The organism is Fontibacillus phaseoli (assembly GCF_003337355.1).
Taxonomy (GTDB): domain Bacteria; phylum Bacillota; class Bacilli; order Paenibacillales; family Paenibacillaceae; genus Fontibacillus; species Fontibacillus phaseoli.
On record NZ_QPJW01000001.1, the window covers coordinates 1,350,649 to 1,374,150 of the forward strand.

Here is a 23,502-nt window from a genome sequence, read left to right on the forward strand (position 1 = left end):
TCAATGTCCCGTGCTGTCTTCATGCCTATTTTCATCATGTTCATGCGAATTCCCATGTGCATCCCCGTCATCATGCATGTGCATATCCATGTCCATCATGCCTTTGCTTTGTTCCCATTTGTGATTGGCCAAATCCTCCGAACTAAGCAACTGACCGACGCTCTGCTCTTGAATAAATTGTTCTGCAGACTTTTTGTCCTTAAAACTGACCAATCCGTAAGCCATCGGTGTACGAATTGAGGCATCATAGACATACGCTGCCTTTTCGTACTCAATCCACTCTTTATCGTTGTAATCACGGACATAGGCCATCCCGATTTCATCGGTACCATTTTGAGATTTCCATTCATTCATACATCCGATATCATCAAATTTGAGACTTTTGCCTTCCTTCGTCACGATCTGGGTGGCAAAGGCGTCATCCTTGACCTGCATGTTACAGATCACGCAAACATCGACATCCTCATTAATAGCTTGCGGTTGATATGTTTTCTTTCCGCACCCGGCAACAACAATTAACACTAAAATAAAACTTAAAGCCACAAATCCTTTTTTCATGTTTTTGACCCCCGTGAGTAGATTATGGTTAACCCCGAAATTAACAGCAGCATTGAGGCAATGATTAATAAGAACGTTTTTTCTGGTAGCAACCTTTTGTCTGCTATAGTACTTGAAATAATTGCAGGTTGATTCAATTTCATTCTCGGTGAACTGTCCGTGGTCCAGCTATTCTGATCATGTTCATACATTCCGCTTAAAAAACTGATTCCCGGTGATTGGAAAAAAAGTTGATAAGCCGGAGTTTCAGAGATTAAATTACGATAGAACGGATTGATGGAATATTTGATTTCACTATTTCCATCATGGTTAGTATCGAGAACCTTGGCGGAATCCCAAAAATTATGCTCAATTTGATTCGACTGGCTATCATTTGCTTCCGACTCTATGACATTGGCAACAAAGTCGTTATTTTGAATGATGTTGTTCTCTGCGTTCACAAATTGAATCCCTACAAAATTTCTATAAATGGAGTTGTGGCTCAGCTTGTTTTGACTGGATCGCTCCAGATAAATACCGACTCGATTTCCTTCAATGGAATTCTTTTGGACTATGGACGTTTGTACATCGTATAGCAAAATGCCTTGCGAGTTTGCGTTGTTTTTTTGCTTGGCAAAGGAATTGTCTGAAATCAGAACATCCCGAACCCCCATAATCATTGCACCGGTCATATTGTATTCGCCAATATTTCCGACAATTTTGGTTCCATCAATATACATACAATGAATACCGTAGCGTGACCCGAAAATCATATTCTCAACAATATCCAGACTTTTACTATTATCCAGGTATATCCCGTCCCGCATATTCGATATTTTGTTATTTGCAATCCGGTTATGATTTGATTTGAAAAGATCGATTCCGTTCCCCTTCTGCCCTATCGCAGATTTCCCCTGGCTAGTGTCCCAGGTAATGTTGTTGTTTTCTAAGATGCAATTCTCGGCATTACGCAAGAGGATTCCAAATCCGCGGGTTCGGATTTTTAAATTTCTTATAGTGACACGGTCAGCTTGAACATGAACGGCCGTCGATTCTTCTCCGGCGTGTTTTTGTAAAACATTAATGTCATGAACGGTTACCCCGTCGGCTTGAATGGTTATCGCCGGTTCAGGTTTATCGTTGATAAGCAAGACATTCTCTGAACCTAGAATTTCTAATCTCTTATTAATGACGACAGGTCCTGAATATTTTGGTTCCGCTAAAACAATTCGATCTCCAGGTTTTGCTTTATCGATGATATCCTGAAGTGAAGGAACAGAGTCATTTGAACTCACCTTATATCTTTCATTCGAGGCATGAACCCTTGAGAAATCCAAAGAAAACTGTCCCGTTAAAAATAATACAAAAACGCAGAAAATTAACGCATTCTTTCCTTTCATAAAAGACACCCTAGCTTTCTGATTGGAATGGGATCCTCCCTTTCGATTGTGAGAATAGTTGCACAGGGCTAAATTTAATAATAGCCATAAAGATAATAAGCTAAAACGTTTTTCACTTGTATAGCCCACTTGAGTGATATTTCATACACAAAGATAGTTTTTTTGTGTCTTTTTTTTGACATTAAGAAGATCCATACCTTTTACTTCTCCCCCACTTTATAAATATTGTCGCATATCCGATTCAGTAGACTGGCCTCATGGCTGACAACGATCACTCCGATTTCTCTGCTCTTGCAGATGTTGAGAAATGCATTCCATATGCTTGCTTGAGTAATCGCATCCAGCATGGTAGTCATTTCGTCGGCGATAATATATTTTTGTAGCCGGATTCAAGGCCCGGGCAATGCAGAATCGCTGCTTCTCGCCGCCGGAAAGCTCGATAGGCCAACGCCCCATCCATTCTTCCTTTATTTCGAAAGCACCAAAATGTTCTGCGATGGGGTATACGATTCCGTCAAAATATCGCGCATACGCCATTTGGGATTCATTGCCTTTTCCGGGTGCTGGTAAATCAATTGAACCGGACGAAATGCCGACTTTTCCATCACCTGTCGGTCCACTGTAACATCACCCTCGCGCGGGGTTACATATCCCGCCAGAATCCGGGACAACGTCGTTTTCCCCCATCCGCTATAGCCCGATAGACCAAGCACCTCCCCGGGAGCCACGGAAATGTTCTCATCACTGAAGATCCAGCGGGCCTTATTATAGTAGTATCCTAAATTATTCCCGATCAAAGACATGGCGTGCTCCCGTCCTCGGCAAATTGCTTAAGCTGTTTCAGGATCTCAGATAATGCCTGCGGATGTATGCCCGGAGTTGGCTCGTCGGCAATGACGAGCCGCGCTCCGTCATTTATTGGCAAAGTTGATCATTGTCAATCTTTTTCTTTGATTTTGGACGTAAAAAAGCCCATCCGATATCGGACGGGCTTCTTAAAATGTATATATTAAACCAAATTTAACTCGTTCTTTAAACGCTCCAACTGCAATAAATGATGCCGATAATGCATTTCTATCAGTAAAAACCACTCTTTGGCGTTTAACGCGCCGAATCCGGGATGAAGAATCTTGTTCTCTTCGGGTGCCTGGGACAGTTCGGCCTCGGTACGTTCCATCCGTTTCACTATACGGTGGAGCCCTTCCGTCAACTGTTCCTTACTCTCCGGTTGCTTCGGGGTATACTGCGGCGAAGCCGGCACCCGAATCCGAATGGGCGGGAAACTCCCCAATTCGAATACAGCCTTGCCCTGCTCCGTCTTTTCGTCCTTTAAGGCCAAAGTTGCTTCGCTTCCGGCTAAGCATCGGTCGACATAGTCCAGATGCATAAATTGTGCCGATTGAATCAAATGCATATACATTTGCCCGATCGACCATTCCTCCTCAGCGGTTTTTATGAGCAGACGTTCCATATCGAAGTTCTCCAGTTCGCTCAAATATCCTTCTACCGTAGCTTTAAACTCCTGCAGTGCTTCAGCCGTGCTTTTCATTATGAAAACAACTCCTCTTCAATCTTGGGTATAATCCCACTATAAAAAAACGCTACTGACAACAGCGTGTCAGTAGCGTTCTAAAATTTTTTCGGCTTCTTCCCGAACCATGCGGCGGAAAGATTCCGGTTCCAGCACCTCGACATGCCTGCCCCAGCCGAGCATATAAGGTAGCAGTTCCTCCGCCTGCCGGACGCGAAAGGTGACGAGTAGACCGTCCTTCCGCTCTTCCATATTTTCCAAATAATAATTTCCGGTCTCAGCGATTTTGTCGGCAATATCGGGATTTGCCCGAACCAGCACCCGTACGTTCCGCTCATCCGGCTTGCGGTAACGGCTCAGATTAAACCCGGGCGGCAAAAGAAAGTGCTCGTCCAACACGGCAAGCTCCGTCATCCGCGATAATCGGAAATGGCGGATATCCTGCCGGAGGCCGCAGCGTGCGATCAAAATCCAATTTCCCTGAATGAGCGCAAGTCCATAGGGATCGGCCTCCCGCTTGCTCTTCCGATTGCCGTCCGGTTCCTGTATTTTTTTCAAATAAGTAAAGCTTATTTTGCGCCGTTCCAAAATTGCGCGCCGGGTTTTTCCGAGATAGTCCTTCTCCTTCAGGCCGGTAAACGGTTCGCCGACATGAAGGAGGCGCATCGTATCCCGAATGCGCGTTGACTCGACGCGCACCGGCTCCGGCAGAATCGCTTCAATTTTGCGTCTGGCCGTTTTGGCCACCCTGTCATAATCGGCATCCAGCCTCTGCTCGATAAAATCCGTTCCCATTAACAGGGCTACGGCTTCTTCCGCCGTAAAACCTACCGGCGGCAGGAAATACCCTTCCATCAAGGAATATCCCTGACCTGGAGCCCCGACAATCGGAACCCCAGCTTCGCTAAGAGCTTGAATGTCGCGGTATATCGTCCGCACGCTTGTCTCGAATTGAGCAGCCAGATCTTCCGCTCGGAGCACCTTGTACCGCTGAAGCTCAAGCGTGATGGCGAGCTGCCGTTCGGTTTTATTCATTCGCTTTTCCCCCAACTGCTACTTAAGCCTGTATTCCCTTATCGTATTATATCGAACGCACACTCAAATCCGCTCCCCCCCAGTTGAACGATTTCTGGATTCTTCTCCGCGATATTGGGGTTTAAACACGAGTTGCAAATCCTATTCTGCGAAGCCGGGGCTTGAATCCCTGATCGAAAAATGAGCCTTGTTCCCTTGGAGCCTCTTCACCATTATCTCAAACCCAATAAGATAATGCCACGGGGAGTGATTATGGACGCATGAAAAGCCGCAAATGTTTATACAGAGGATTAGCAAGCCCGCTCAGATAAGCGGGCTACAAACATCATCTTGCCGATTCAGTAACATGGGGGTCGAAATCAGCCACGATGAGCATATCCATATGCCTGGCATTTCGGAGAAGATAATGGACAAAACTTTCTTTAAACCAGGTTCGCCACAAAGGTTTCCGGGACTGTCCAATGATAAGCTGAGTCGTCTGCACGCCGTTCATTCTATCCAGCAGGTGGCGATGAATGTTAGTATTGCGGGTCTCTTCGGCCACATCCATAACTCCGCCGAGCCTTTCGGTTAACTGGCGGAGCGCCTCCAGCCGCTTCCGCTCTTCGGGTGTCAGCGCGGTTCCGCAATGCACATAATGAACGAACCATTCCGCCTTCAGACGGTGGGCAATCCGGAAGCCGCGTCGAATCAAACGTTCCGCTCTAGGTTCCAGATCTACGCATACGAAAATGACTTCCCGACGGCTCCACGGTCCGCGTAAGGCAACGTCCCGATCCCAGGCTTCCAGCCGTTCGTCCACGTCATCGGCGATTTCCCGAAGAGCCAACTCGCGCAGCGCAATTAAATTGCCGATCTTAAAAAAGGATTCCAGCGCCTGGTTAACCTTTTCCGCGGCATATATTTTTCCTGCCCGCATCCGTTCCTGCAGCATCTGCGGTGTAATGTCGATAAGCTCTACTTCCCCCGCCATTTTCAAGATCGCATCAGGTACCGTCTCCCGAACCCGAACACCGGTTAATTGCGCGACCGCATCATTCAAGCTTTCGAGATGCTGTACATTCACGGTTGTGATGACGGAAATGCCGTTTTCCAGCAAGGCGATGACATCCTCATACCGTTTTCGGGTCCTGCTGCCGGGGACATTGGTATGCGCCAATTCATCAACCAGCACCACCTCCGGATGGCGGGCAAGAATAGCTTCCGTATCCATTTCCTCTAAAGTAGTCGATTGGTATTGAATTTTAGCGCGCGGGATACTACATAATCTGCCGATTTGTTCCCGGGTCTCCTCCCGTCCATGGGTTTCCAGGAGACCGATAACGACATCGATCCTTCTGTTCAGCAGCAGATTGCCCTCTTGCAGCATTTTGTAAGTCTTGCCTACGCCAGGAGCCGCGCCGATATAAACTTTGAAAGAACCCCGGTGAATGGACTGGATTTTCTTTTCCATCTCCTTGGTGGTCAACCGGTGGAATGGCTCCTCCGTTCCTTTCGCATTAGGCCTGATGGGCAAAATCCGCTCCCCCTCCTGCTCGGCGCGATCGGCCATCAGAAAAACGTCAATGTTTCTTGTTTTCCTAAGGACGCGGTTTGCGATGGAGCCCTGCCATTTTTCCTGCCAACGGCTTTTTTGGGAATGCCCCATGACGATCCGGGTCACCTTATTCTGAATCGCATAGTTCACCAATTCGGAAGGAAGCTGACGCAGGCTAACCAGACTCAGTTCTTCAAATTTGGCATTCACGCGTTCGACCAATTTAACGATGGAGCGTTTAAAGGTTAGCTGTTCTTTTGTCATGGACTTACCGCGCAAGGCGAAAGTCACAACCATCAAGTCACCATTCAGCCGCTTGGCAATTTGCTGACCTCTTCTCACATATAACGATCCGTTCCAGTGGTATTGGGCAGAAACCAGGATTCGTTCCGTAGCGCCGGAAGGCCCGATCAGTCCATGTTCTTCCCTATGTTTCTCCAGAGAGTCATTGACTCCCTCGGCCACGAGCCGTAAGGAGACTTCACGCAGCACGCCCAGATTTCCGCGTGTAGACATGGCAGGGTGTGTCACGTCGCCGAGGACTCCTTCCTCGATTCGCTTTAGAATGGTTTCCGGCGATACATCAATCAGGCGCACTTCATCCGCAAGTTCCAATGTGTTCAAGGGCACCGTTTCTTCCGCTCGAATCCCTGTCATTTGGAAAATAAGCTCACCCGCACCGGCCAGCTCATAAACGTTGATCGTCGTAATCACGCTGATCCCGTGGTCCATTAAATACCGGATATCGTCCAGTCGGGTTGGAAAACTCGCGCCTTCGCGATTACGATGAGCCAGTCCGTCCACCAGCAGTACCTCGGGATTTCGTTCCAGCAAATCTTCCAGTGGCAGGTCTTTCTGCTCCTTGCCTTCTCTCCACCAATGGATGCTAGGGATGCGCTCCAATTCCTCAAGTTGCTGAACGGTCTCTTCCCGTTGCATAGTCGATACGGCGCTGCATACCACATCGATACCCTGTTTTTTTAAAAGACGGCCTTCTTGCAGCATATGATAAGTTTTGCCCGATCCGCTGACAGACCCGATAATAATCTTCAATCTGCCTTGATGTAATCGATAGATGGAATATAAAATTTCTTCAGGCGTTTTTCGTTTGTACGGTGCCAATGGCTAACCTCCTTCTTCCAGTTTCAATAGATTCGAATTAACTTCCAGAAACCGCTCGAGGAGTCGATTGAACATCCCTGGTTGGCATAAATAACCCTGCCCGCGTCAACAGCGCGAACAGGGTGTGAGCTGCGCTATTTCGCCGACAGCTCCAATAAGGCCATATTTAGCTTCAGAACATTGACACGTTCTTCACCGAACAATCCGAGGTCTCGTCCTTCGGTGTGTTCTTTGACGAGATTTTTGAGCGTATCGGATGGAACACCGGTCAAACCGCTTATTCTGGGGATCTGTACCCGGGCTGCTGCCGGCGAAATATGCGGGTCCAAGCCTGACCCCGAGTTGGTAACGAGGTCGATCGGCAGTTCATGGACGGGCACATCGGGATTATCGATCTTCCACTGGGCGATAAAGTCGCTTGTGCGCTTAAGCATATCAGGATTGGACGGTCCATAGTTATTTGAACCGGAAGCCTCGGCTTTGTATTCAATACTGGATACGCGACCATAGAACAACGCCGGGTTCCTGAAATTTTGTCCAATCAGTTCGGAACCGATCACCTTCCCTTCCCTGTTCTCCAACAAACTTCCATTCGCTTGGAAAGGCATTAGCACCTGGGCCAGGGCCGTGGAGGCCAGCGGGTATACGATGCCGCATAGGATGATGAGAATGGCGCTGAGTCTAACCACACTAAATAAGTAGGCTCCTTTGGATACCGGCTTCTGTTCCGTAATTTCTTCATTTGTATTTTTCAACTTCGATCATCCTCTCTGCTTCCGAAATGCATCTCTCTTTAAATCCATAAGCTGACAATCAGATCAATGACTTTAATGCCAAGGAACGGGACTATAATTCCACCAAAGCCATAGACAAATATATTCCGCCGCAACAGCTTAACCGAACTCATCGGTTTATACGACACCCCCTTCATCGCCAATGGAATTAACAGCGGGATAATAATGGCATTAAAGATCAGCGCCGATATAATCGCAGAACTTGGCGAACCGAGCCCCATCACGTTCAGCAGTTCCATTTCAGGGATAGCCAAGGTGAACATGGCGGGAATTATGGCAAAATATTTGGCGATGTCATTGGCGATACTGAAGGTCGTCAATGCGCCGCGCGTCATCAAGAGCTGCTTGCCGATCGCCACGACTTCAATGATCTTGGACGGATCGGAATCCAAGTCGACCATATTGGCCGCTTCCTTGGCGGCGGAAGTGCCGCTGTTCATCGCAAGACCGACATCGGCCTGGGCCAAGGCGGGAGCATCGTTCGTGCCGTCTCCCGTCATGGCAACCAGCTTGCCTTCGCTTTGCTCGCGGCGAATGACTTCAATTTTATTCTCCGGCGTGCTTTCGGCAATAAAGCCGTCTACACCGGCTTCAGCTGCAATGGTCGCCGCCGTCAAAGGGTTATCCCCCGTACACATGATGGTTTTGATGCCCATTTTACGCAATTCGTCAAAACGTTCCTTCATCCCGGGCTTTACCGTATCTTTCAAATAAATCAGCCCGTATATCCGGTTATCTACGGCCACCGCAAGCGGGGTGCCGCCTTTGCCTGCGATCTCGTTCGAACTTTTGTCCAGGTCGCCCGGAATCTGTCCCCCCTGTTGCTGCACCCAGTGCTTAACGGAATCCACGGCCCCTTTGCGGACTTTCCGGCCGTCCTTCATATCGAGTCCGCTCATCCGGGTCTCGGCACGGAACTCGATAAATTCGCCGCCGGCTTCTATTCCGGACTCAAAGCCGTATCCCAGCTTCTTGACCAGTTCGATCACGGAACGCCCTTCCGGAGTTTCATCCTTCAGTGAGCTGATCGCCGCCCAAAGAGCCAATTCCTCCAGGCTCTCCTTCCCCACGGGAACAAATTCGCTCGCCATTCGATTCCCGAACGTGATGGTGCCGGTTTTGTCGAGAATCATCGTGTTAATATCTCCAGCAGCTTCTACAGCTTTACCGGACATTGCCAGGACGTTGAACTGGGTGACCCGATCCATGCCCGCAATTCCGATTGCGGATAACAACCCGCCAATAGTCGTCGGGATCAGACATACCAACAGAGCAATCAGAACCGGAATATCCAGGTTCACTCCAAGGTAAGAGGCGATCGGGCGCAGCGTAACGACCACAATCAAAAAGATGATCGTTAAGCTTATTAAAAGCGTATTAAGCGCAATTTCGTTAGGCGTTTTCTGCCGCTTGGCTCCTTCGACCAAAGAAATCATCCGGTCCAGGAAAGATTCGCCGGGATCGCTCGTAATCCGCACCTTAATCTCGTCGCTGACGACTCTCGTGCCTCCGGTGACGGAATTGAAGTCGCCGCCGGCTTCTTTAATGACGGGCGCCGATTCCCCCGTGATCGCCGACTCGTCTACCGAAGCCAACCCTTCAATGACTTCTCCGTCGCCGGGAATCAATTCGCCTTGAGCGACAAGAACGATATCGCCTTTGCGCAGTTCCGAAGAGGTGACCGTCTTGATCGCATCGCCTACCAGCTTGTTAGCGGTAATATCCTGCTTCGTTCTCTTTAGCGTATCGGCCTGCGCTTTACCGCGACCTTCCGCGAGTGCTTCCGCAAAGTTGGCGAACAATACCGTCACCAGCAGAATGAAGAACACGGTGATATTGAACCCTACCGATTCCTCCGCATCGAAATATCCCGGAGCCAGAACCATCAGCAGGACCAGGATCGTCCCCATTTCGACCACGAACATGACCGGATTCTTGATTAAAGAAATCGGATTTAGTTTTAGAAAACTGTCTTTGACCGCACTTCGTACGATCGGGCCACTCAGCAGCCGCTTTTTTTGTACCGTACTCATCTCTGTTCTCCCTCTCTCTACCGTAGTGTCAAATGTTCCGCTATCGGCCCCAGCACGATGACCGGCAAGAACGTCAGCGCGCCAATAATCAGCACCGTGCCGATCAAGATTCCGGTAAAGAGACCGTTGTCCGTACGGAAGGTGCCGATCGTTTCCGGAACGGGCTGTTTGCGAAGCAAGGAACCGGCAACGGCCAGCATGGCAATCATCGAAATGTAGCGTCCCAGCAGCATGACGAGTCCGGTCATCATATTCCAGAACGTGTTATTGTCGGCCAATCCTTCAAAGCCTGAGCCGTTGTTGGCGGCGGATGAGGCATATTCGTACAGGACCTGCGTCAATCCGTGATAACCCGGATTGCTGATCGAGCCCTGGCCGAGATCCGTCAAGAAGGACAGCGCCGTCGGTGCCAGAATAATCAGAGGATGAATCAGAATCGCGATCGCGATCAGCTTCATCTCTCTCGCCTCGATTTTACGGCCGAGGAACTCCGGCGTCCGGCCTACCATCAGTCCGCATAAAAAGACTGCGAGTATGGCATACATCAACATATTTATCAGCCCTACGCCCTTACCCCCGAAGACATTGTTCAGCATCATCAGCGCAAGCGGAGTAATTTGACCAAGCGGAGTCTGGGTGTCATGCATATTGTTGACGCTGCCGGTAGTAGCCGCGGTAGTCACCGTAGTAAACAAGGAAGATTGCGCAATCCCGAAGCGGACCTCCTTCCCTTCCATACTGCCTTGAGACACATCGATCCCCATAGCATGGATCGCCGGATTTCCTTTGCTTTCCGCATAGAAGTTCAAGGATAGCAGCAGGACGAACAGGATCATCATGGCGCTGAATATGCCCCAACCTTGCCGTTTGTTCTTGGCAAACAATCCATACATGTATGGAAGAGATGCAGGCAGCATCCACATCGACAGCATTTCAATCACATTGGTTAGCGGTGACGGATTTTCAAACGGATGTGCCGAGTTGGCCCCGAAGAATCCGCCGCCGTTCGTTCCGAGATGCTTGATGGATTCCAGGGAAGCGACCGGCCCGATCGCAATCTGTTGACTCTGTCCTTCTAGCGTTGAAACTTCCAGTGTAGGCTGCAGTGTTTGCGGAACTTGCAGCGCTACAAGGATCAGTGTGACGAGTAAAGCAAGCGGCAAGAATATCCGCGTATGCGACTTTACGAAGTCTTGGAAAAAGTTCCCCAGAGTCTTTCCGCCCGTAATGCCTCTTACAAAAGCCACGGCCACGGATAATCCGCTCGCCGCGGATGTAAACATCAACATGGTGATGACGGCCATCTGCGAGAAATAGGATAGTCCGGTTTCTCCGCTGTAATGCTGCAAATTGGTGTTAGTGATAAAGCTGATCACCGTATTGAAGGTAAGGCTCTGCTCCAGTTCGCCGATTCCGTTCGGATTTAACGGAAGTCCGCCCTGCAGGCGGAGAATCAAATAACCAAACGCTACAAGCACGATATTGGTCGATAGAAAACTGATCGCATACTTCTTCCAGGACATGCCTCCCAGTTCTTTCAAACCGCCTAATTTAAATATTCCTTTCTCGATGCCCCCAAAGATCCGGTCACTCCGGTTCGGCTCATTGGAAAACGCATAATACAAATAAGTTCCGAGCGGTTTAACGAGCAGCAGCAATATAGTGATAACTGCGATGATTTGCACAATACCCACGAATGGCTCCTCCTTGATTTAGGCAAGCTGTCGCCTAATGGTTTCTTTTTAAAATTGCCTTCTTTGTGATGCCTAGAATTTCTCCGGATGGATCAAGGCGTAGACCAGATAGAGAAACAATAACAAGGTTGCTGCAATAACCACGGTCATTGTTCTTTCCCTCCTTTATCGTCAACAACGCGTTCGCACCAACCTGCAAACGCATAGAACAGACCGAAAATCACAGCCAATGCCGCTACCATGTACACATCCATCATCGTTTAGTCTCTCCTCTCGTCTAAATCGACTCTCTTATCCATTAAAAAAGACAAATCTTCACTAGTTGTACGGATGACGTAATCAGCGCCCAGCGCCCTATAAATCATTTGCGGATAATGTTTTCTGGTGATGACATAAATGGTTCCGCACATCCACTTCGTAATGATTTCGAGCACTTTACAGCATTGGTCGAGCTCTTCTTCGAAAACGAACGCTTTGCTGAATTCCATATCCTGAGGTTTTATCAAGAGGTTCTGCTTCATAGCGAATAGCTGTTCAGCAGAATTGCAAGCCATTACGTTAGGAGACCCGCCGCTCTCACTCAAATCCTGTACAAACCGTTCACCCGCCTGATTAGGCGCAAACACCAGCACCTTGTCATGATGCTTCATCTCTCTTCCTTCTTTCCGGGATAACACCCCTGTCCATAACCAATCTCCCTCATCGGCATATACTTTCTGCTTCCGAAATTCAGCGTATCACTCCCGCCATTAGTTTAGGATTAGAGTTTGCTGCAAAGGATTAAGATCATCTAAAGATTCCTATTAACAACAAAAAACCATGCTCCTGAGGAGCATGGTTGCATGGTTACTGAAGATTCAAATGGTTCATACTGTTTAGCCTTCATCGTTGACTTGCAACATCCGGTAACCGATCCCGATATGCGTTTGTATATATTTCGCCTGCGAGGATGGTTTTTCTATTTTTTTGCGCAAGGTCGCCATAAAAACCCGTAGAGCGGAGACGTCGTAAGGATGGTTGCCCCAGATCTCATGCAGGATATGGTTATGGGTCAACACCTTGCCTACATTTTTGGCCAGCAGGCACAGAAGTTTGTATTCGCTTGGCGTCAGGTGGACTTCTTCTTCATCCAGCCAAACGCATCCCGCCGCATAATCTATTTTCAGATTACCGTTAATAAATTGGGAAGCTTCCTTCAGGAGCTTGTCACTGTCGTAACGGGCTCGCCGCAAACTGACCCGCAGTCTTGCAAGCAGTTCTTCCACACTGAACGGCTTGGTCAAATAATCGTCTGCCCCAGCATCCAGCGCCTCGATTTTATCCCTGTCCTCACTGCGCGCACTAACGACGATGATGGGAAGATTGGACCATTCCCGTACTTTTTTTATGATGTCCACTCCGTCCATGTCCGGGAGGCCCAAATCCAGAATCATGATGTCCGGTTGCCTGGATACCGCTTCCAGAATCGCGGCTTCGCCTGTTTCCGCCGCGTGATATCTATATCCTTGCGTCTCCAGCGTGGTCGTGATCAGTTTGCGGATGGGCTTATCATCCTCCACAACAAGAATAAAAGGACTATTCATAAACGCTTACCTCCTCCGCCTGCAACGTAAAAAGGAATACGGTCCCCCGAGGGAAATGGTCTCTAACCCCCATCGTTCCGCCATGGGCATTCACAATCGATTTGCATAATGAGAGTCCCAGACCTAAGCCGCGATGCCCGTCCCCGCGTATATTATTCGCCGTATAGAACATATCAAACAATTTAGCCTTCGTTTCTTCAGCAATACCCGGACCATCATCGGAAACTTCCACGAGCACCATGTGCTTGTCGCGTTTTGCCGAAATTGTAATGTGGGAGCCGGTCTGCGTGTACTTAATCGCATTATCCACGAGATTGATCAGAACCTGAACAATCAGACGGGTATCCATCCGGGCCATAATCCATTCGTCTTCCAATACCGTTTGAATCATGTGCTTCTCGCTGTTGCGATTCACATGGAGCAAGGCTTCGGCGATGACCTCCTCCATTAATTCAGCCTGTAAGTTTAGATTTATTGTACCGTTCTCGATTCGGCTGATGGAAAGCAAATTCTCTACCAAAAGAATCAGCCACATGGCATCGTCATAGATATCGGTAAATAGGCCCTTTTTCTGTTCTTCGCTCAGCATCTCGGAGTTCCCGATCAGTATTCCCGCATTGCCGGAAATACTGGTGAGGGGAGTGCGCAAATCATGGGAAATTTGTCGCAGCAAATTAGCACGGAGCTGTTCCTGCCGGATTTGCATGAAGATTTCCTGCTGTTGTTCGTTCAGTCGTTCTTTTTCCATGGCAAGCGCGCATTCTCCCAGCATAGCAATCATCAGGCTTTTTTCAAAAACCTCCAAAGGCTCCTCTTGATCCATCACAATCGCCGCAATCGCAAAAACGGTATCCCCACCGCGTACCGCATGATACAAACAATGAGCATCGGAAAAAGTATCCGTGGTCGCTCCAGCCCGTTTATTGTTTCTGTACACCCACTCCGCTACCGCATGCTCATTCTCTCCGGTATAGATTTGGAGAACGGCTGACCCCTTCTTTGGGTAAATAAGCGGCTCGCTCAGATCGTCTTGCTGAATGGAATAAAAGATGATCGTTCTATCCAACAGCTTCACCATTTGATTCGCCGTTTCATCCATTATGGCTGAGGAGTCTTTTGCCTGCTGCAATTTCCGGCTCGTTTCCAGAAGCACTTCTGTACGATAGGCTTTCTGTGCCGATTGAAGGGCCTGCTCTCTTACTCTCATGGTCAATGTGCTCATGACGAACGAAGCCACCAGCATCACCAGAAAGGTAACCGGATAACCGGGATCGGTCGCCTTTAATGAATAGTAGGGCTCCGTAAAGAAGAAATTGAACACGATCACGCTCATGATCGAACAAATCGCACTGTATATCCTGCCTTTGGTGACCGTTGCATTTAGAAGAACACCGAGGATGTATACCGTGATAATGTTCGCCTCTCTGAATCCCAGCTGATTGAACCATGCCCCGACGAGAGTGCATGCCGCCAGAATAGAAACCGTTTTGGCCATATCGGCCAAAGATAACACCGGAGATTTCAGGTATATGGACGATCTTTTATAGAACGATGTCTCTGAATACGGAATTATATACGTCTCAATATTCGGGACTAAGTCGATTAATTTATCAACCACCGTTGATTTGGAGAATCCTCTTTTTTGGTGAGGGGAGCGGCCTAATACGATCTTTGATACATGGCTCGTTTTGGCATATTCCGCTATTTGCCCGGGCACATCGTCTCCATACACTGTTGCAATTTGGGCTCCCAGTTGCTCGGCCAATCTCAGATTCTCTCTTAGTCCGGTTTTGTTTTTTTCCGTTACCGGCTTAGTTTCCGGTGTCTCTACGAACAGTGCCGTGAATTGACCACGGAAAACCTCAGCCATCCTTGCCGCTGTTCGGATTACTTTTTTATTGGAAGCAGCCGGTGACAGGCAAACTAAAATATGGTCTTTAACGGCATATTCATTTCTGCCTGCTTGCGCCCGGATTTGCGAACCAATCCGGTTTAATTGGGCTGCGGTTCGTTGCAAAGCAATTTCTCGCAATGCATTCAGCTTCTCTTTGGCAAATAAGCGTGCATGTGCCCTTTCCGTCTCCTGATTACTATAGATCTTCCCCATCTTCAAACGGCCGATCAACGTGTCAGGCTCGATATCGACGAATTCCACCAGATCGGCGCTATCAAAGACGCTATCCGGTATGCGGTCATGCACGGACATCCCGGTAATGGAGGAGACGATATCCGCCAGGCTTTCTAACTGCTGGACATCCATCGTAGTGTACACGTGAATTCCTGCCCGAAGTAGCTCCTCCACGTCCTGGTATCTTTTTTTGTGTCGATTTCCTGCCGCATTGGTATGGGCCAGGTCGTCAATTAAAATGAGGTCGGGTTTTCTTAGAAGCGCATGGTCCAGCTCAAATTCCTGAAAGCCATGACCATCGTTTGCATTTCCTGTATGAGGCAACATCTCCAAACCTTTGATCAGCGCCGCCGTATCCGGTCGACCACGGGGATTGATATATCCGGCAACAACGTCTGTTCCATCATTTTGTGCCACCAGACCGGATCTCAGCATCGCACAAGTTGTGCCGGCTCCCGGCGCGTAACCGAGAAAAATCTTCAGTTTCCCCCGTTTTTTTTGGGGCGTATTTACGGTAGTCACTTCCGGCGTGGACCCGGATCGAATCGGTGTCGTTGCCATCCTCAAGCCTGCTTTCCTGATCATTATTTTATACGGCGATTCTATTTGTAAGTATATCATGAGCCATATCAGCATCGTGTTATAACTTCGGCAATGGCATTAAGATCGCATTAAGATTTTGCTGAAAATAATAAGGGGAGTATTAGAGTGTTTACCCCTCAATTAAGATGCTGTTAAGAACGGAATAAACCCGAGTTTTCTTTAGAAAAACAATGATAACTTCAAGCATCCACAGGATTTTTCTCCAATTCTACTCAATTGTGCACGATTACTAACTTTTATGGGCGGATTCCATTTTTACAAACAAAAGAACTCCGAGTATGATTCCTTCTAAACGTACGCAGAAATGGAGTCGAGCGGGAAACGGGAAATTTTTTATGCCGATACGGCCTTTACAGTATGAATCCTGTGGGACGGTAAACCGCTTTTCATCCCGATAAGGAGTGGCAGGAATGCAGAAACCGATACCCTATTATTTTGGAACCCATCCCCATGTGCTGGAACCGGCAAGTCTGGAGTATTCCAGCTTTGGAGCGCTTTGGTATGAACAAGACAAGCGACGGTATATCGTCGGTTATGGATATGGCACCAGTCAGGTCGACATGCTGTCTCAATTTTGCGAATCTTCAGCCTACCTTACATGCACCGATCAGCGGGTCATTTACGATATTTATAAAAGCATCAGAGATAAACAGCAGGCCCAGGATTGGTCGACGCGCAAAAGGCTTTCGTTACTGTCCGCCTTTAAAGACCCATGGAAGGACATGGACGAGGGCTGGTATATTCTGCGATCCCGCAACCGGTTTCCGCTTCATCTGTCCGTTGTGCGCCGAAAAAAATATGGCGTTTGGCTAGAGCATGCGGCGGTTTGCGAAGATGAAGCCGAGCTTATGGACTATATAGCCAGAGCTAAACAAATCCACGGGTTAGTCTCCATTAAATCGATGATCATCCAAGGAGGCAACACCAATGAATAGCGCCAGGATTTCTCGAATTGAACTCTTCGCGTTCGATGCGAAGCCTTCGTTTACTAAAAAGCCTCAGCAACCGGGATGTCTTTATCTGGTTTTGAGACTGAGTTGCGGAGAACAAATCTCCTATGGGGAATGTGTAGTTCCGAAGAAGGATAACGGGATGGATTTAATTAAGTGGGGAGCTTTTTTGAGATGCATTCGCTTTGCTACACTTGAGGAAGGATTCATGGCGGTGCGTTTCCATGAACGGGAATGGACAACAAGCCAACTTGAATTGCTGCAATCCGCATTATCGGGATTGCAGCAACCTTGGAGTCACCGGTTTAAAATCGCAGTCGGTTCTGCGGGCCAAGTGTATGAAGTACCCAGCCCCATTCCTCGAACCTGGTTATCTTTTCCCTTAAACCAACAGTCCGGTGATTGGAGTTTATCCCGATTGATTGACGAATCGGTTTCTTATTTCTCCTTGTTGTCGTAATACTGCCTAGATTCGGTTGCATGCAAGCACCTTAGCCATTCGATACAAAGAAAAAGCCGGCTTATTGATTTCGCCGGTAATTCGGTAACCCATGCGCTCATACATTTTGAAGGCAAGTATGTTCTCTTTCCTTACCGTTAGAGAACATTTGGTAAAGCCATGCGATATGGCTTGTTTCTCCGCAAACTCCAGAAGGCGCGTACCGATTCCCAATCCCCTGCTTTCCGGCAAAGTAGCGATTGTTCCAATATGGAATTCGTCATTGTCTCCTTCTTTCAGGATAATCATGGAATACAATGATTTGAGATGCTGAAGATTATAGCCGATAAGGCCAAGCTTGCGGTGAATAAGCAATTGTTTAAAAGTTGGCCAGGCAAGGCGTTTTAACAATGTAACCGGATAACAGGTGACCATGCCCAAGGTCTGATTCCCGAGTCTGGCTTCAAAAGCAAATTGATGGCTGAAGCGGTTATCTTCCGCCTTCCACAACTTACGCAACGTGCTTAAAATGATGCTCTTTTTCTCGGAGCCCGCTATGGTGTACGCCATATCATCTAATGCGAGTTGATTAAGTCTGGCACCGATGGAGGATCGGGCATCCCCCTTGACGATCAAAATCGTTTTTGGGTCAGGCATCATTTTACGGAAATTCCTTCCACTATGACGTTTATCGAACCGACGCTTAATCCGGTAAAACCAGCGACAGCCTCCCGGACATTATTCTGTAGCTCTTGAAGCACAGCCGATATTTTTGTCCGATACTGGATGACCACGCTTAAACGGATATCAAGTCCTCGTTCCGCTTCTTTTAATTCGATTCCGTTTTCAAGGCTCTTACCATTAATCCAATTGGCCAGGCCTTCCCCGATTCCGGATGACATTTTTGCTATCCCGCTGGTCGCAATGGCTGCTTTCCCGACAATTTTATAAATGACATCCTTCGAAATTTTGATCTTCCCCATCCGATTTTCAATGTACATGTACATCCCCCCCCGTTTTACTTGAAATGAGTATACTGAGCTAAAGACTCGCCTTCATGCACAAGAATGATAGATATATATATCATATGATTAAATATTATATCACAGGCATTCTCCAGTCAAATTTCTTCATGGCACTTAAGACGATGAAAAGCCAATTCCGAAACATCAAAAAAGTCTGTCCGAAAGATCGAACAGACTTGTAAGTTATACACCGGCTTTCAATTGAGCTGATTCTGAACTTTAAAACCGTTGTAAAACGTATCCACCACCAAACCGGCAGCGGACTTTCTGGCTATATTCCCTTCTATGACCTGTTGCCATGTTAAGAAAAGAAGCGAATACAGAACATTAACCATCCAGGTTCGATCGAGATCCTGCCGAAAATACCCCTTCTGCTGAAGCAAGTTGATCGTATTTAGTACAGGTTCCTGCAGCTTTTGGTACTCCTCTTCAATCTCCTTATTGTAATTAACAGTAGCATCGTGAGCAAGAAAATACATTTTGTCCCCAAGAGGAATCAGGGCTTCAATCAACTCAGGAATATAACTCTCACAATTCTCCTCATTCAGCCGAACATTTTCCATCGTTTTACCTACGACCTCAATGGCGCGAAAGCCTAAGTAAATCATCAATTGCTCACGGCTCTCCACATACCGGTGTAGAGTAGCGACACCGATTCCGGCTGATTCGGCAATCTCATGCATCGAAGCATTCGGCTTAACAATTAACAGTTTGGTCGCTTCATCCAGAATAGCGTTCAGTCTAGTTTGTTTGATTGACGTCAGTTCCTTTTTCATCAGGTACACCTCAAAAAGAGTGATGGTCTTCATTTCTTCGATTTATCTATCATTTGATAGTATATCATATCGGATAGACACTCCCTAAAAGCAACTGCCGCTAGATCCGTCATACTTGAAATCCTAGGAATTATATATGCTCCATCTGGTAAAAATACACTTGATCCTCATCCATAACCAATTATGCCATTGAACTCGGGGTGAATTAGAATGTGGTCCGTCTTAATGTCCTATTTACCGAACTGGAGCCTGCTTGTTCAGGCATTTTTGCTTCTTATCATCCCGATCTTGTTAGTTCTGCTGTCAAGGGTGATCCGGAAATCGTTGAAAACCAGCATGGACAGCCACTCCAAGCCCGAGAAAGAAATCGGCTTGACGGACGTGCCGATATCGGGAACGTACGACTCCGATATCGCATCGATCCGAAAGGCGATCGGCGACCAAGCGGATGTTTGGATCCGCGAGATGGTGATCCGCGGAACGGAAATTCGTGCCGCCCTCGTATATGTTGACGGTTTGACGGACAACGATTTAATCGATACCCATCTGATTGCTCCATTAATACTCCGAGGCGTAGCGGAAGAACATCGCACCAGTTTTCTTGATTCTCCGCTATCCTTGAGTACGTATTTAATGGAACAACTTATCCCGGTCAGCGAGATCAAAAAAGTTACCGGACTGCAAGCCTTCACGGAAGGTATTTTGTTCGGCAAAACCGGGCTTCTCGTTGAAGGCCTGCCGGAAACGCTGTTGATTGGATCCGCTAACGGCAAGAGCCGGAACGTCGAAGAACCAATGTCCGAAGCTCTTTTACGAGGACCTCGCACAGGATTCACCGAGCGGCTAAGCGATAACACGGGCTTGCTTCGAAGACATGGACAGAATGAGAGTCTCGTTCTGACCAAATTTGAGGTAGGAAGCCGCGTTAAGAAATCCTTGGTTCTAGCTTATATGCGCGATATCGTGGATCCGAATCTGGTGGATGAGGTCACGTTGCGTATTCAAAACATCGATATCGATGACCCGATAGAATCGGGTTATATCGAGCAGTTGATCGAAGACAACGTGCTTAGCCCATTCCAGCAGTTGCAAAATACGGAAAGACCCGATCGGGTCATTGCAGGACTGCTGGAAGGCCGAGCAGCCATTTTGTTGGACGGCACGCCTTTTGCCCTCGTTTTGCCGGTGACCTTCAGCATGTTGCTTCAATCTCCGGAGGATTACTATGAACGCTGGATTCCCGGCTCATTTATTCGCTTCTTGCGCTTTTTTGCCGCCCTCTTGGCTCTGCTCGCTCCGGCGTTATATATTTCGTTCATCTCGTTCCATCCGGGACTCATTCCCACGAAATTGGCGCTATCCATAATAGAGACCCGGCAGGGCGTGCCGTTCCCTTCGTTTATCGAAGCGATGATTATGGAAATCTCCATCGAGATTTTGCGGGAGGCAGGTATCCGGCTTCCAAAGCCCATCGGTCCCGCGATGGGCATCGTCGGAGGCCTGATCATCGGTGATGCCGCAGTCAACGCCGGCATTGTCAGCCCCTTCCTCGTTATCGTCGTTGCGGTAACCGCGATATCCTCCTTCACCATTCCGGTCTATAGCGCCGGAATCACTCTGCGCATTCTCCGGTTTACCGGAATGCTCTGCGCGGCTGCTTTGGGACTGTTCGGCGTGGTTATGTTCTTCCTGTTGATCTGCAGCCACCTAGTGCGGCTCAAGAGTTTCGGCGTGCCTTACGTTAGTCCGATTGTACCTTACGGGCTTAGCGACTGGAAGGATTTGTTCATTCGTTTCCCGTTAAAATCCATGAAGAAGCGTCCTTTCATGTTCAACCCAAAGGATAAGGACCGAAGGAACTAAATTATTTAAAATGCAAACAGGAAAGAGGTCGGGAACTTGAGCGGCATAAACAATGGTCCAAAGGATCAAATTACCACTTCACAGGCTGCGGTCATGGTCATCAACTATATGCTGGGTGCAGGTATCCTTACCCTTCCGAGAACAATGGTAGAAGCGGCTAAAACGTCAGATGTCTGGATGTCCATTTTAATTTCCGGTGTGATCATCTTGGTCGCTGGCTGGGTCATCGTAAAGCTATGCCGCCGATTCCAAGGGAAGACAGTATTCCAATTCATGCCCGAAATTACGGGAAAATGGATCGCGTTTATCATAAGCATGATAATCATCACTTATTTTATAACGATATCCGCCTTTGAAATCCGAATCATGGCGGAAGTAACAGGCTTCTATTTGTTGGAAGGCACCCCTGCTTGGGCCATCGTCATGACGTTTATGTGGGTCGGACTATATTTGATACTGGGCGGCATCAATTGCATCGCCCGACTCTATGAAATTATTTTGCCGATTACGCTTGTATTTTTCCTAATTGCGATCCTGCTTAGCAGCCGCATTTTCGATGTCAATCATTTGAGGCCGTTGTTAGGATCCGGTATCAAACCCGTCCTGCAAGGAATCAAGCCTTCGTTGCTGTCCTTTACGGGTTATGAAATTATGCTCGTCACTACGGCGTTTATGAAGAATCCCAAGAAAGCAAATAAAGCCATGATGGCTGGCATTGTGGTACCGGTCATCATTTATTTGATTACCGTCATTATGGTCATCGGCGGCATGTCCATTAACGGCGTGGAAAAAAGAACCTGGCCAACCCTGGATCTGGTGAGAAGTTTTGAGGTGCAAGGCCTCTTCTTCGAGCGTTTCGAATCCCTTCTGCTGGTGATCTGGATCATGCAGATATTCTCAACTTTCACGGTCACGCACTATGCCGCCTCTCTCGGCTGGTCGCAACTGTTCAAGAAAAATGTCCGGCCTTTCATATTTGCTATGCTCCCTGTCATCTACCTGATCGCCATGATTCCCAAAGATATCAACGAAGCGTTTAAGCTCGGCGATATGTTCGGGAATGTCTCGGTCTATTTGTTCGGAGGGATACCGCTGATATTGTTGTTAATCAGTATCCTCCTCAAGAAAGGAGCGAAGCCGAATTGAAGCGAAGCCTCTACTTCGTACTGCGGATTGCTGCGGCCATCTTGCTCATATTGAATACCGGCTGCTGGAGCAGCAATGAAATTGAAGACGTCAGCGTCTATGTTGGCCTTGGTCTGGATGTGGCCCAAGTATCCGAATTCGAACGGGGCATCGAAAAGCAAGGCGCTTCCTATCCCAGGGAAAAGGTGCTGACGGCCACTGTACAAATCGTCCCTCCGATTACGGGCAAAGGTCAGAAGCAAGGCGGGAGTTCGTCCACGCCAAGCGAGGCTTATATGAACGAAAAATTGACGGGAGACTCCATCATCCAAATTTTCCGCCAATTTTCGCTGCGAAGAGATCGCCCGCTGATCGGGCATCATCTTAAAGTGATTGTCGTCTCTTCGGAACTGGCCAAGCGGTACAGCCTAGAGCAGATTTTCGATTTTATTCTCCGGGATAACGATATCCGGCCCAGTTGTCTTGTGTTAGTCAGCCATCGGAATGCTTTCGAGGCACTTAGCACGAACGAACCGGGAGAGGTTCCCGCCCTCTATCTCGCCGGGCTCGTTGATAACCGGTACCGGTCCAATAAAATCATTCCTCCGGTGACCCTAATCAAGTTGGACAGTGCGATGCAGTCAGGATCAAGCTTTTTGCTGCAGAATGTCGTAACCGCGCAAAACGATCATAAGTTTTCGGGAGCCGGTATTTTTAAAGGTAGCACCAAGAAGTGGGTCGGTGAGCTAAGCCAACTCGATCTGGAAGGGTTGTCCTGGTTTTCGTTCGACGTTAAAGGCGGAGCGCTCAAGACATATGCGCCAGAAGGATATTCGATTACTTATGAGCCGAAAAATTCCAAAAGCAAGATCATCCCCAAAGTCGAAGGCAACGACATTTCTTTCCATATCAAAGTTTCGTCGGAGGGGCGTTTAATCGAGGACTGGAGTTTTCCGGAAATTCCTTCTTCCGGACAATACATGCGCGAACTGGAGAAACAGTTCGAGAAGGAAGCCCGTAAACAAATCCAACAGGTGCTGCACAAAATGCAGCATGTATACCGCGTCGATGTCGGCGGATTCAACAAGCAACTCCGTATCAAGTACCCGAAAGTATGGAACAAGGTCAAAGAAGATTGGGACGAAACCTTCAGCAACATCCCGATTACCTATGAGATCGACATGAAAATAACGGACTTTGGATCATCCACGGACTAAACAACCCGTTAAAGATGCATAAATCAAAAAAGGCTGCCTTTGGAGGGCAGCCTATTGCAAGTCGGCAATCCGTAATTTAAGACCTTAGGAACCTCGATCGTTGTCATAGC

Annotated in this window: 21 protein-coding genes; 5 read left to right on the top strand and 16 right to left on the bottom strand. The window is 48.0% G+C overall.

The window, feature by feature from the left end; all coding sequences use genetic code 11:
- The 13 genes from DFP94_RS06665 to DFP94_RS06730 form a co-directional block, all read right to left on the bottom strand.
- Nucleotides 1–558 carry a nitrous oxide reductase accessory protein NosL gene (locus tag DFP94_RS06665; protein ID WP_114495589.1) on the bottom strand — a complete coding sequence of 186 codons (558 nt, stop codon included), beginning with the start codon at nt 556–558 and terminating at the stop codon, nt 1–3.
- A complete protein-coding gene (locus DFP94_RS06670) occupies nt 555–1,937 on the bottom strand; it encodes a right-handed parallel beta-helix repeat-containing protein (protein WP_114495590.1) in 1,383 nt (460 codons plus the stop codon). The genes DFP94_RS06665 and DFP94_RS06670 overlap by 4 nt, the downstream gene beginning before the upstream one ends.
- A 467-nt stretch (nt 1,938–2,404) precedes the next feature.
- Nucleotides 2,405–2,740: an ATP-binding cassette domain-containing protein gene (locus DFP94_RS26370; RefSeq protein ID WP_342768216.1), complete on the bottom strand. Its 336-nt coding sequence runs from the start codon at nt 2,738–2,740 to the stop codon at nt 2,405–2,407.
- Nucleotides 2,741–2,946: 206 nt separating this feature from the next.
- Nucleotides 2,947–3,486 carry a DinB family protein gene (locus tag DFP94_RS06685; RefSeq protein WP_114495591.1) on the bottom strand — a complete coding sequence of 180 codons (540 nt, stop codon included), beginning with the start codon at nt 3,484–3,486 and terminating at the stop codon, nt 2,947–2,949.
- Nucleotides 3,487–3,555: 69 nt separating this feature from the next.
- Nucleotides 3,556–4,503: a helix-turn-helix transcriptional regulator gene (locus DFP94_RS06690; RefSeq protein ID WP_114495592.1), complete on the bottom strand. Its 948-nt coding sequence runs from the start codon at nt 4,501–4,503 to the stop codon at nt 3,556–3,558.
- Nucleotides 4,504–4,828: 325 nt separating this feature from the next.
- On the bottom strand, nt 4,829–7,162 hold the full coding sequence (locus tag DFP94_RS06695; RefSeq protein WP_114495593.1) for a histidine kinase: 2,334 nt from the start codon (nt 7,160–7,162) through the stop codon (nt 4,829–4,831).
- A 134-nt stretch (nt 7,163–7,296) separates the two neighbouring features.
- Complete coding sequence (gene kdpC, locus DFP94_RS06700; protein ID WP_425459230.1) at nt 7,297–7,917, bottom strand: potassium-transporting ATPase subunit KdpC; 621 nt, start codon at nt 7,915–7,917, stop codon at nt 7,297–7,299.
- 38 nt (nt 7,918–7,955) lie between these two features.
- Complete coding sequence (gene kdpB, locus DFP94_RS06705) at nt 7,956–9,989, bottom strand: potassium-transporting ATPase subunit KdpB (protein ID WP_114495594.1); 2,034 nt, start codon at nt 9,987–9,989, stop codon at nt 7,956–7,958.
- Between the two features lie 17 nt (nt 9,990–10,006).
- A complete protein-coding gene (gene kdpA, locus DFP94_RS06710; protein ID WP_114495595.1) occupies nt 10,007–11,683 on the bottom strand; it encodes a potassium-transporting ATPase subunit KdpA in 1,677 nt (558 codons plus the stop codon).
- A 72-nt stretch (nt 11,684–11,755) separates the two neighbouring features.
- Complete coding sequence (gene kdpF / locus DFP94_RS26460; protein WP_074083653.1) at nt 11,756–11,833, bottom strand: K(+)-transporting ATPase subunit F; 78 nt, start codon at nt 11,831–11,833, stop codon at nt 11,756–11,758.
- A gap of 110 nt (nt 11,834–11,943) precedes the next feature.
- Nucleotides 11,944–12,333: a hypothetical protein gene (locus tag DFP94_RS06720; protein WP_114495596.1), complete on the bottom strand. Its 390-nt coding sequence runs from the start codon at nt 12,331–12,333 to the stop codon at nt 11,944–11,946.
- Nucleotides 12,334–12,558: 225 nt separating this feature from the next.
- Nucleotides 12,559–13,266 (bottom strand): response regulator, encoded by a 708-nt coding sequence (locus DFP94_RS06725; protein ID WP_114495597.1) that lies wholly within the window; start codon nt 13,264–13,266, stop codon nt 12,559–12,561.
- Nucleotides 13,259–15,955: a sensor histidine kinase gene (locus DFP94_RS06730; RefSeq protein WP_114495598.1), complete on the bottom strand. Its 2,697-nt coding sequence runs from the start codon at nt 15,953–15,955 to the stop codon at nt 13,259–13,261. Before DFP94_RS06730 ends, DFP94_RS06725 begins: the two co-directional genes overlap by 8 nt.
- 452 nt (nt 15,956–16,407) lie before the next feature.
- On the opposite strand from DFP94_RS06730, the gene DFP94_RS06735 reads away from it, so the two are divergent.
- Entirely contained in the window at nt 16,408–16,932 is a 525-nt protein-coding gene (locus DFP94_RS06735; RefSeq protein ID WP_114495599.1) for a hypothetical protein, read from the top strand.
- On the top strand, nt 16,925–17,407 hold the full coding sequence (locus DFP94_RS06740; RefSeq protein ID WP_114495600.1) for a hypothetical protein: 483 nt from the start codon (nt 16,925–16,927) through the stop codon (nt 17,405–17,407). The genes DFP94_RS06735 and DFP94_RS06740 overlap by 8 nt, the downstream gene beginning before the upstream one ends.
- Before the next feature lie 6 nt (nt 17,408–17,413).
- On the opposite strand, the gene DFP94_RS06745 is transcribed toward DFP94_RS06740, so the two are convergent.
- From DFP94_RS06745 to DFP94_RS06755, 3 genes are all read right to left on the bottom strand, one after another.
- Nucleotides 17,414–18,046: a GNAT family N-acetyltransferase gene (locus DFP94_RS06745; protein WP_245954530.1), complete on the bottom strand. Its 633-nt coding sequence runs from the start codon at nt 18,044–18,046 to the stop codon at nt 17,414–17,416.
- Nucleotides 18,043–18,387 carry an Asp23/Gls24 family envelope stress response protein gene (locus DFP94_RS06750; RefSeq protein ID WP_114495601.1) on the bottom strand — a complete coding sequence of 115 codons (345 nt, stop codon included), beginning with the start codon at nt 18,385–18,387 and terminating at the stop codon, nt 18,043–18,045. Before DFP94_RS06750 ends, DFP94_RS06745 begins: the two co-directional genes overlap by 4 nt.
- A 221-nt stretch (nt 18,388–18,608) precedes the next feature.
- A complete protein-coding gene (locus DFP94_RS06755; protein ID WP_114495602.1) occupies nt 18,609–19,187 on the bottom strand; it encodes a TetR/AcrR family transcriptional regulator in 579 nt (192 codons plus the stop codon).
- A 210-nt stretch (nt 19,188–19,397) separates the two neighbouring features.
- Between DFP94_RS06755 and DFP94_RS06760 the strand changes: the two genes are divergently transcribed.
- The 3 genes from DFP94_RS06760 to DFP94_RS06770 are packed head-to-tail and all read left to right on the top strand — an operon-like array spanning nt 19,398 to nt 23,392.
- Complete coding sequence (locus tag DFP94_RS06760) at nt 19,398–21,050, top strand: spore germination protein (protein WP_114495603.1); 1,653 nt, start codon at nt 19,398–19,400, stop codon at nt 21,048–21,050.
- Nucleotides 21,051–21,086: 36 nt separating this feature from the next.
- Complete coding sequence (locus DFP94_RS06765) at nt 21,087–22,196, top strand: spore germination protein (RefSeq protein WP_425459231.1); 1,110 nt, start codon at nt 21,087–21,089, stop codon at nt 22,194–22,196.
- On the top strand, nt 22,193–23,392 hold the full coding sequence (locus DFP94_RS06770) for a Ger(x)C family spore germination protein (RefSeq protein WP_114495604.1): 1,200 nt from the start codon (nt 22,193–22,195) through the stop codon (nt 23,390–23,392). Before DFP94_RS06765 ends, DFP94_RS06770 begins: the two co-directional genes overlap by 4 nt.
- Nucleotides 23,393–23,502: the final 110 nt, after the last annotated feature.

Bases quoted from the DNA above. Each gene is read 5' to 3' on its own strand.
- DFP94_RS06665 (WP_114495589.1), bottom strand. From the start codon at position 558: ATGAAAAAAGGATTTGTGGCTTTAAGTTTTATTTTAGTGTTAATTGTT.
- DFP94_RS06670 (WP_114495590.1), bottom strand. From the start codon at position 1,937: ATGAAAGGAAAGAATGCGTTAATTTTCTGCGTTTTTGTATTATTTTTA.
- DFP94_RS26370 (WP_342768216.1), bottom strand. From the start codon at position 2,740: ATGTCTTTGATCGGGAATAATTTAGGATACTACTATAATAAGGCCCGC.
- DFP94_RS06685 (WP_114495591.1), bottom strand. From the start codon at position 3,486: ATGAAAAGCACGGCTGAAGCACTGCAGGAGTTTAAAGCTACGGTAGAA.
- DFP94_RS06690 (WP_114495592.1), bottom strand. From the start codon at position 4,503: ATGAATAAAACCGAACGGCAGCTCGCCATCACGCTTGAGCTTCAGCGG.
- kdpB (WP_114495594.1), bottom strand. From the start codon at position 9,989: ATGAGTACGGTACAAAAAAAGCGGCTGCTGAGTGGCCCGATCGTACGA.
- kdpF (WP_074083653.1), bottom strand. From the start codon at position 11,833: ATGACCGTGGTTATTGCAGCAACCTTGTTATTGTTTCTCTATCTGGTC.
- DFP94_RS06720 (WP_114495596.1), bottom strand. From the start codon at position 12,333: ATGAAGCATCATGACAAGGTGCTGGTGTTTGCGCCTAATCAGGCGGGT.
- DFP94_RS06725 (WP_114495597.1), bottom strand. From the start codon at position 13,266: ATGAATAGTCCTTTTATTCTTGTTGTGGAGGATGATAAGCCCATCCGC.
- DFP94_RS06730 (WP_114495598.1), bottom strand. From the start codon at position 15,955: ATGGCAACGACACCGATTCGATCCGGGTCCACGCCGGAAGTGACTACC.
- DFP94_RS06735 (WP_114495599.1), top strand. From the start codon at position 16,408: ATGCAGAAACCGATACCCTATTATTTTGGAACCCATCCCCATGTGCTG.
- DFP94_RS06740 (WP_114495600.1), top strand. From the start codon at position 16,925: ATGAATAGCGCCAGGATTTCTCGAATTGAACTCTTCGCGTTCGATGCG.
- DFP94_RS06745 (WP_245954530.1), bottom strand. From the start codon at position 18,046: ATGATGCCTGACCCAAAAACGATTTTGATCGTCAAGGGGGATGCCCGA.
- DFP94_RS06750 (WP_114495601.1), bottom strand. From the start codon at position 18,387: ATGTACATTGAAAATCGGATGGGGAAGATCAAAATTTCGAAGGATGTC.
- DFP94_RS06755 (WP_114495602.1), bottom strand. From the start codon at position 19,187: ATGAAAAAGGAACTGACGTCAATCAAACAAACTAGACTGAACGCTATT.
- DFP94_RS06760 (WP_114495603.1), top strand. From the start codon at position 19,398: ATGTGGTCCGTCTTAATGTCCTATTTACCGAACTGGAGCCTGCTTGTT.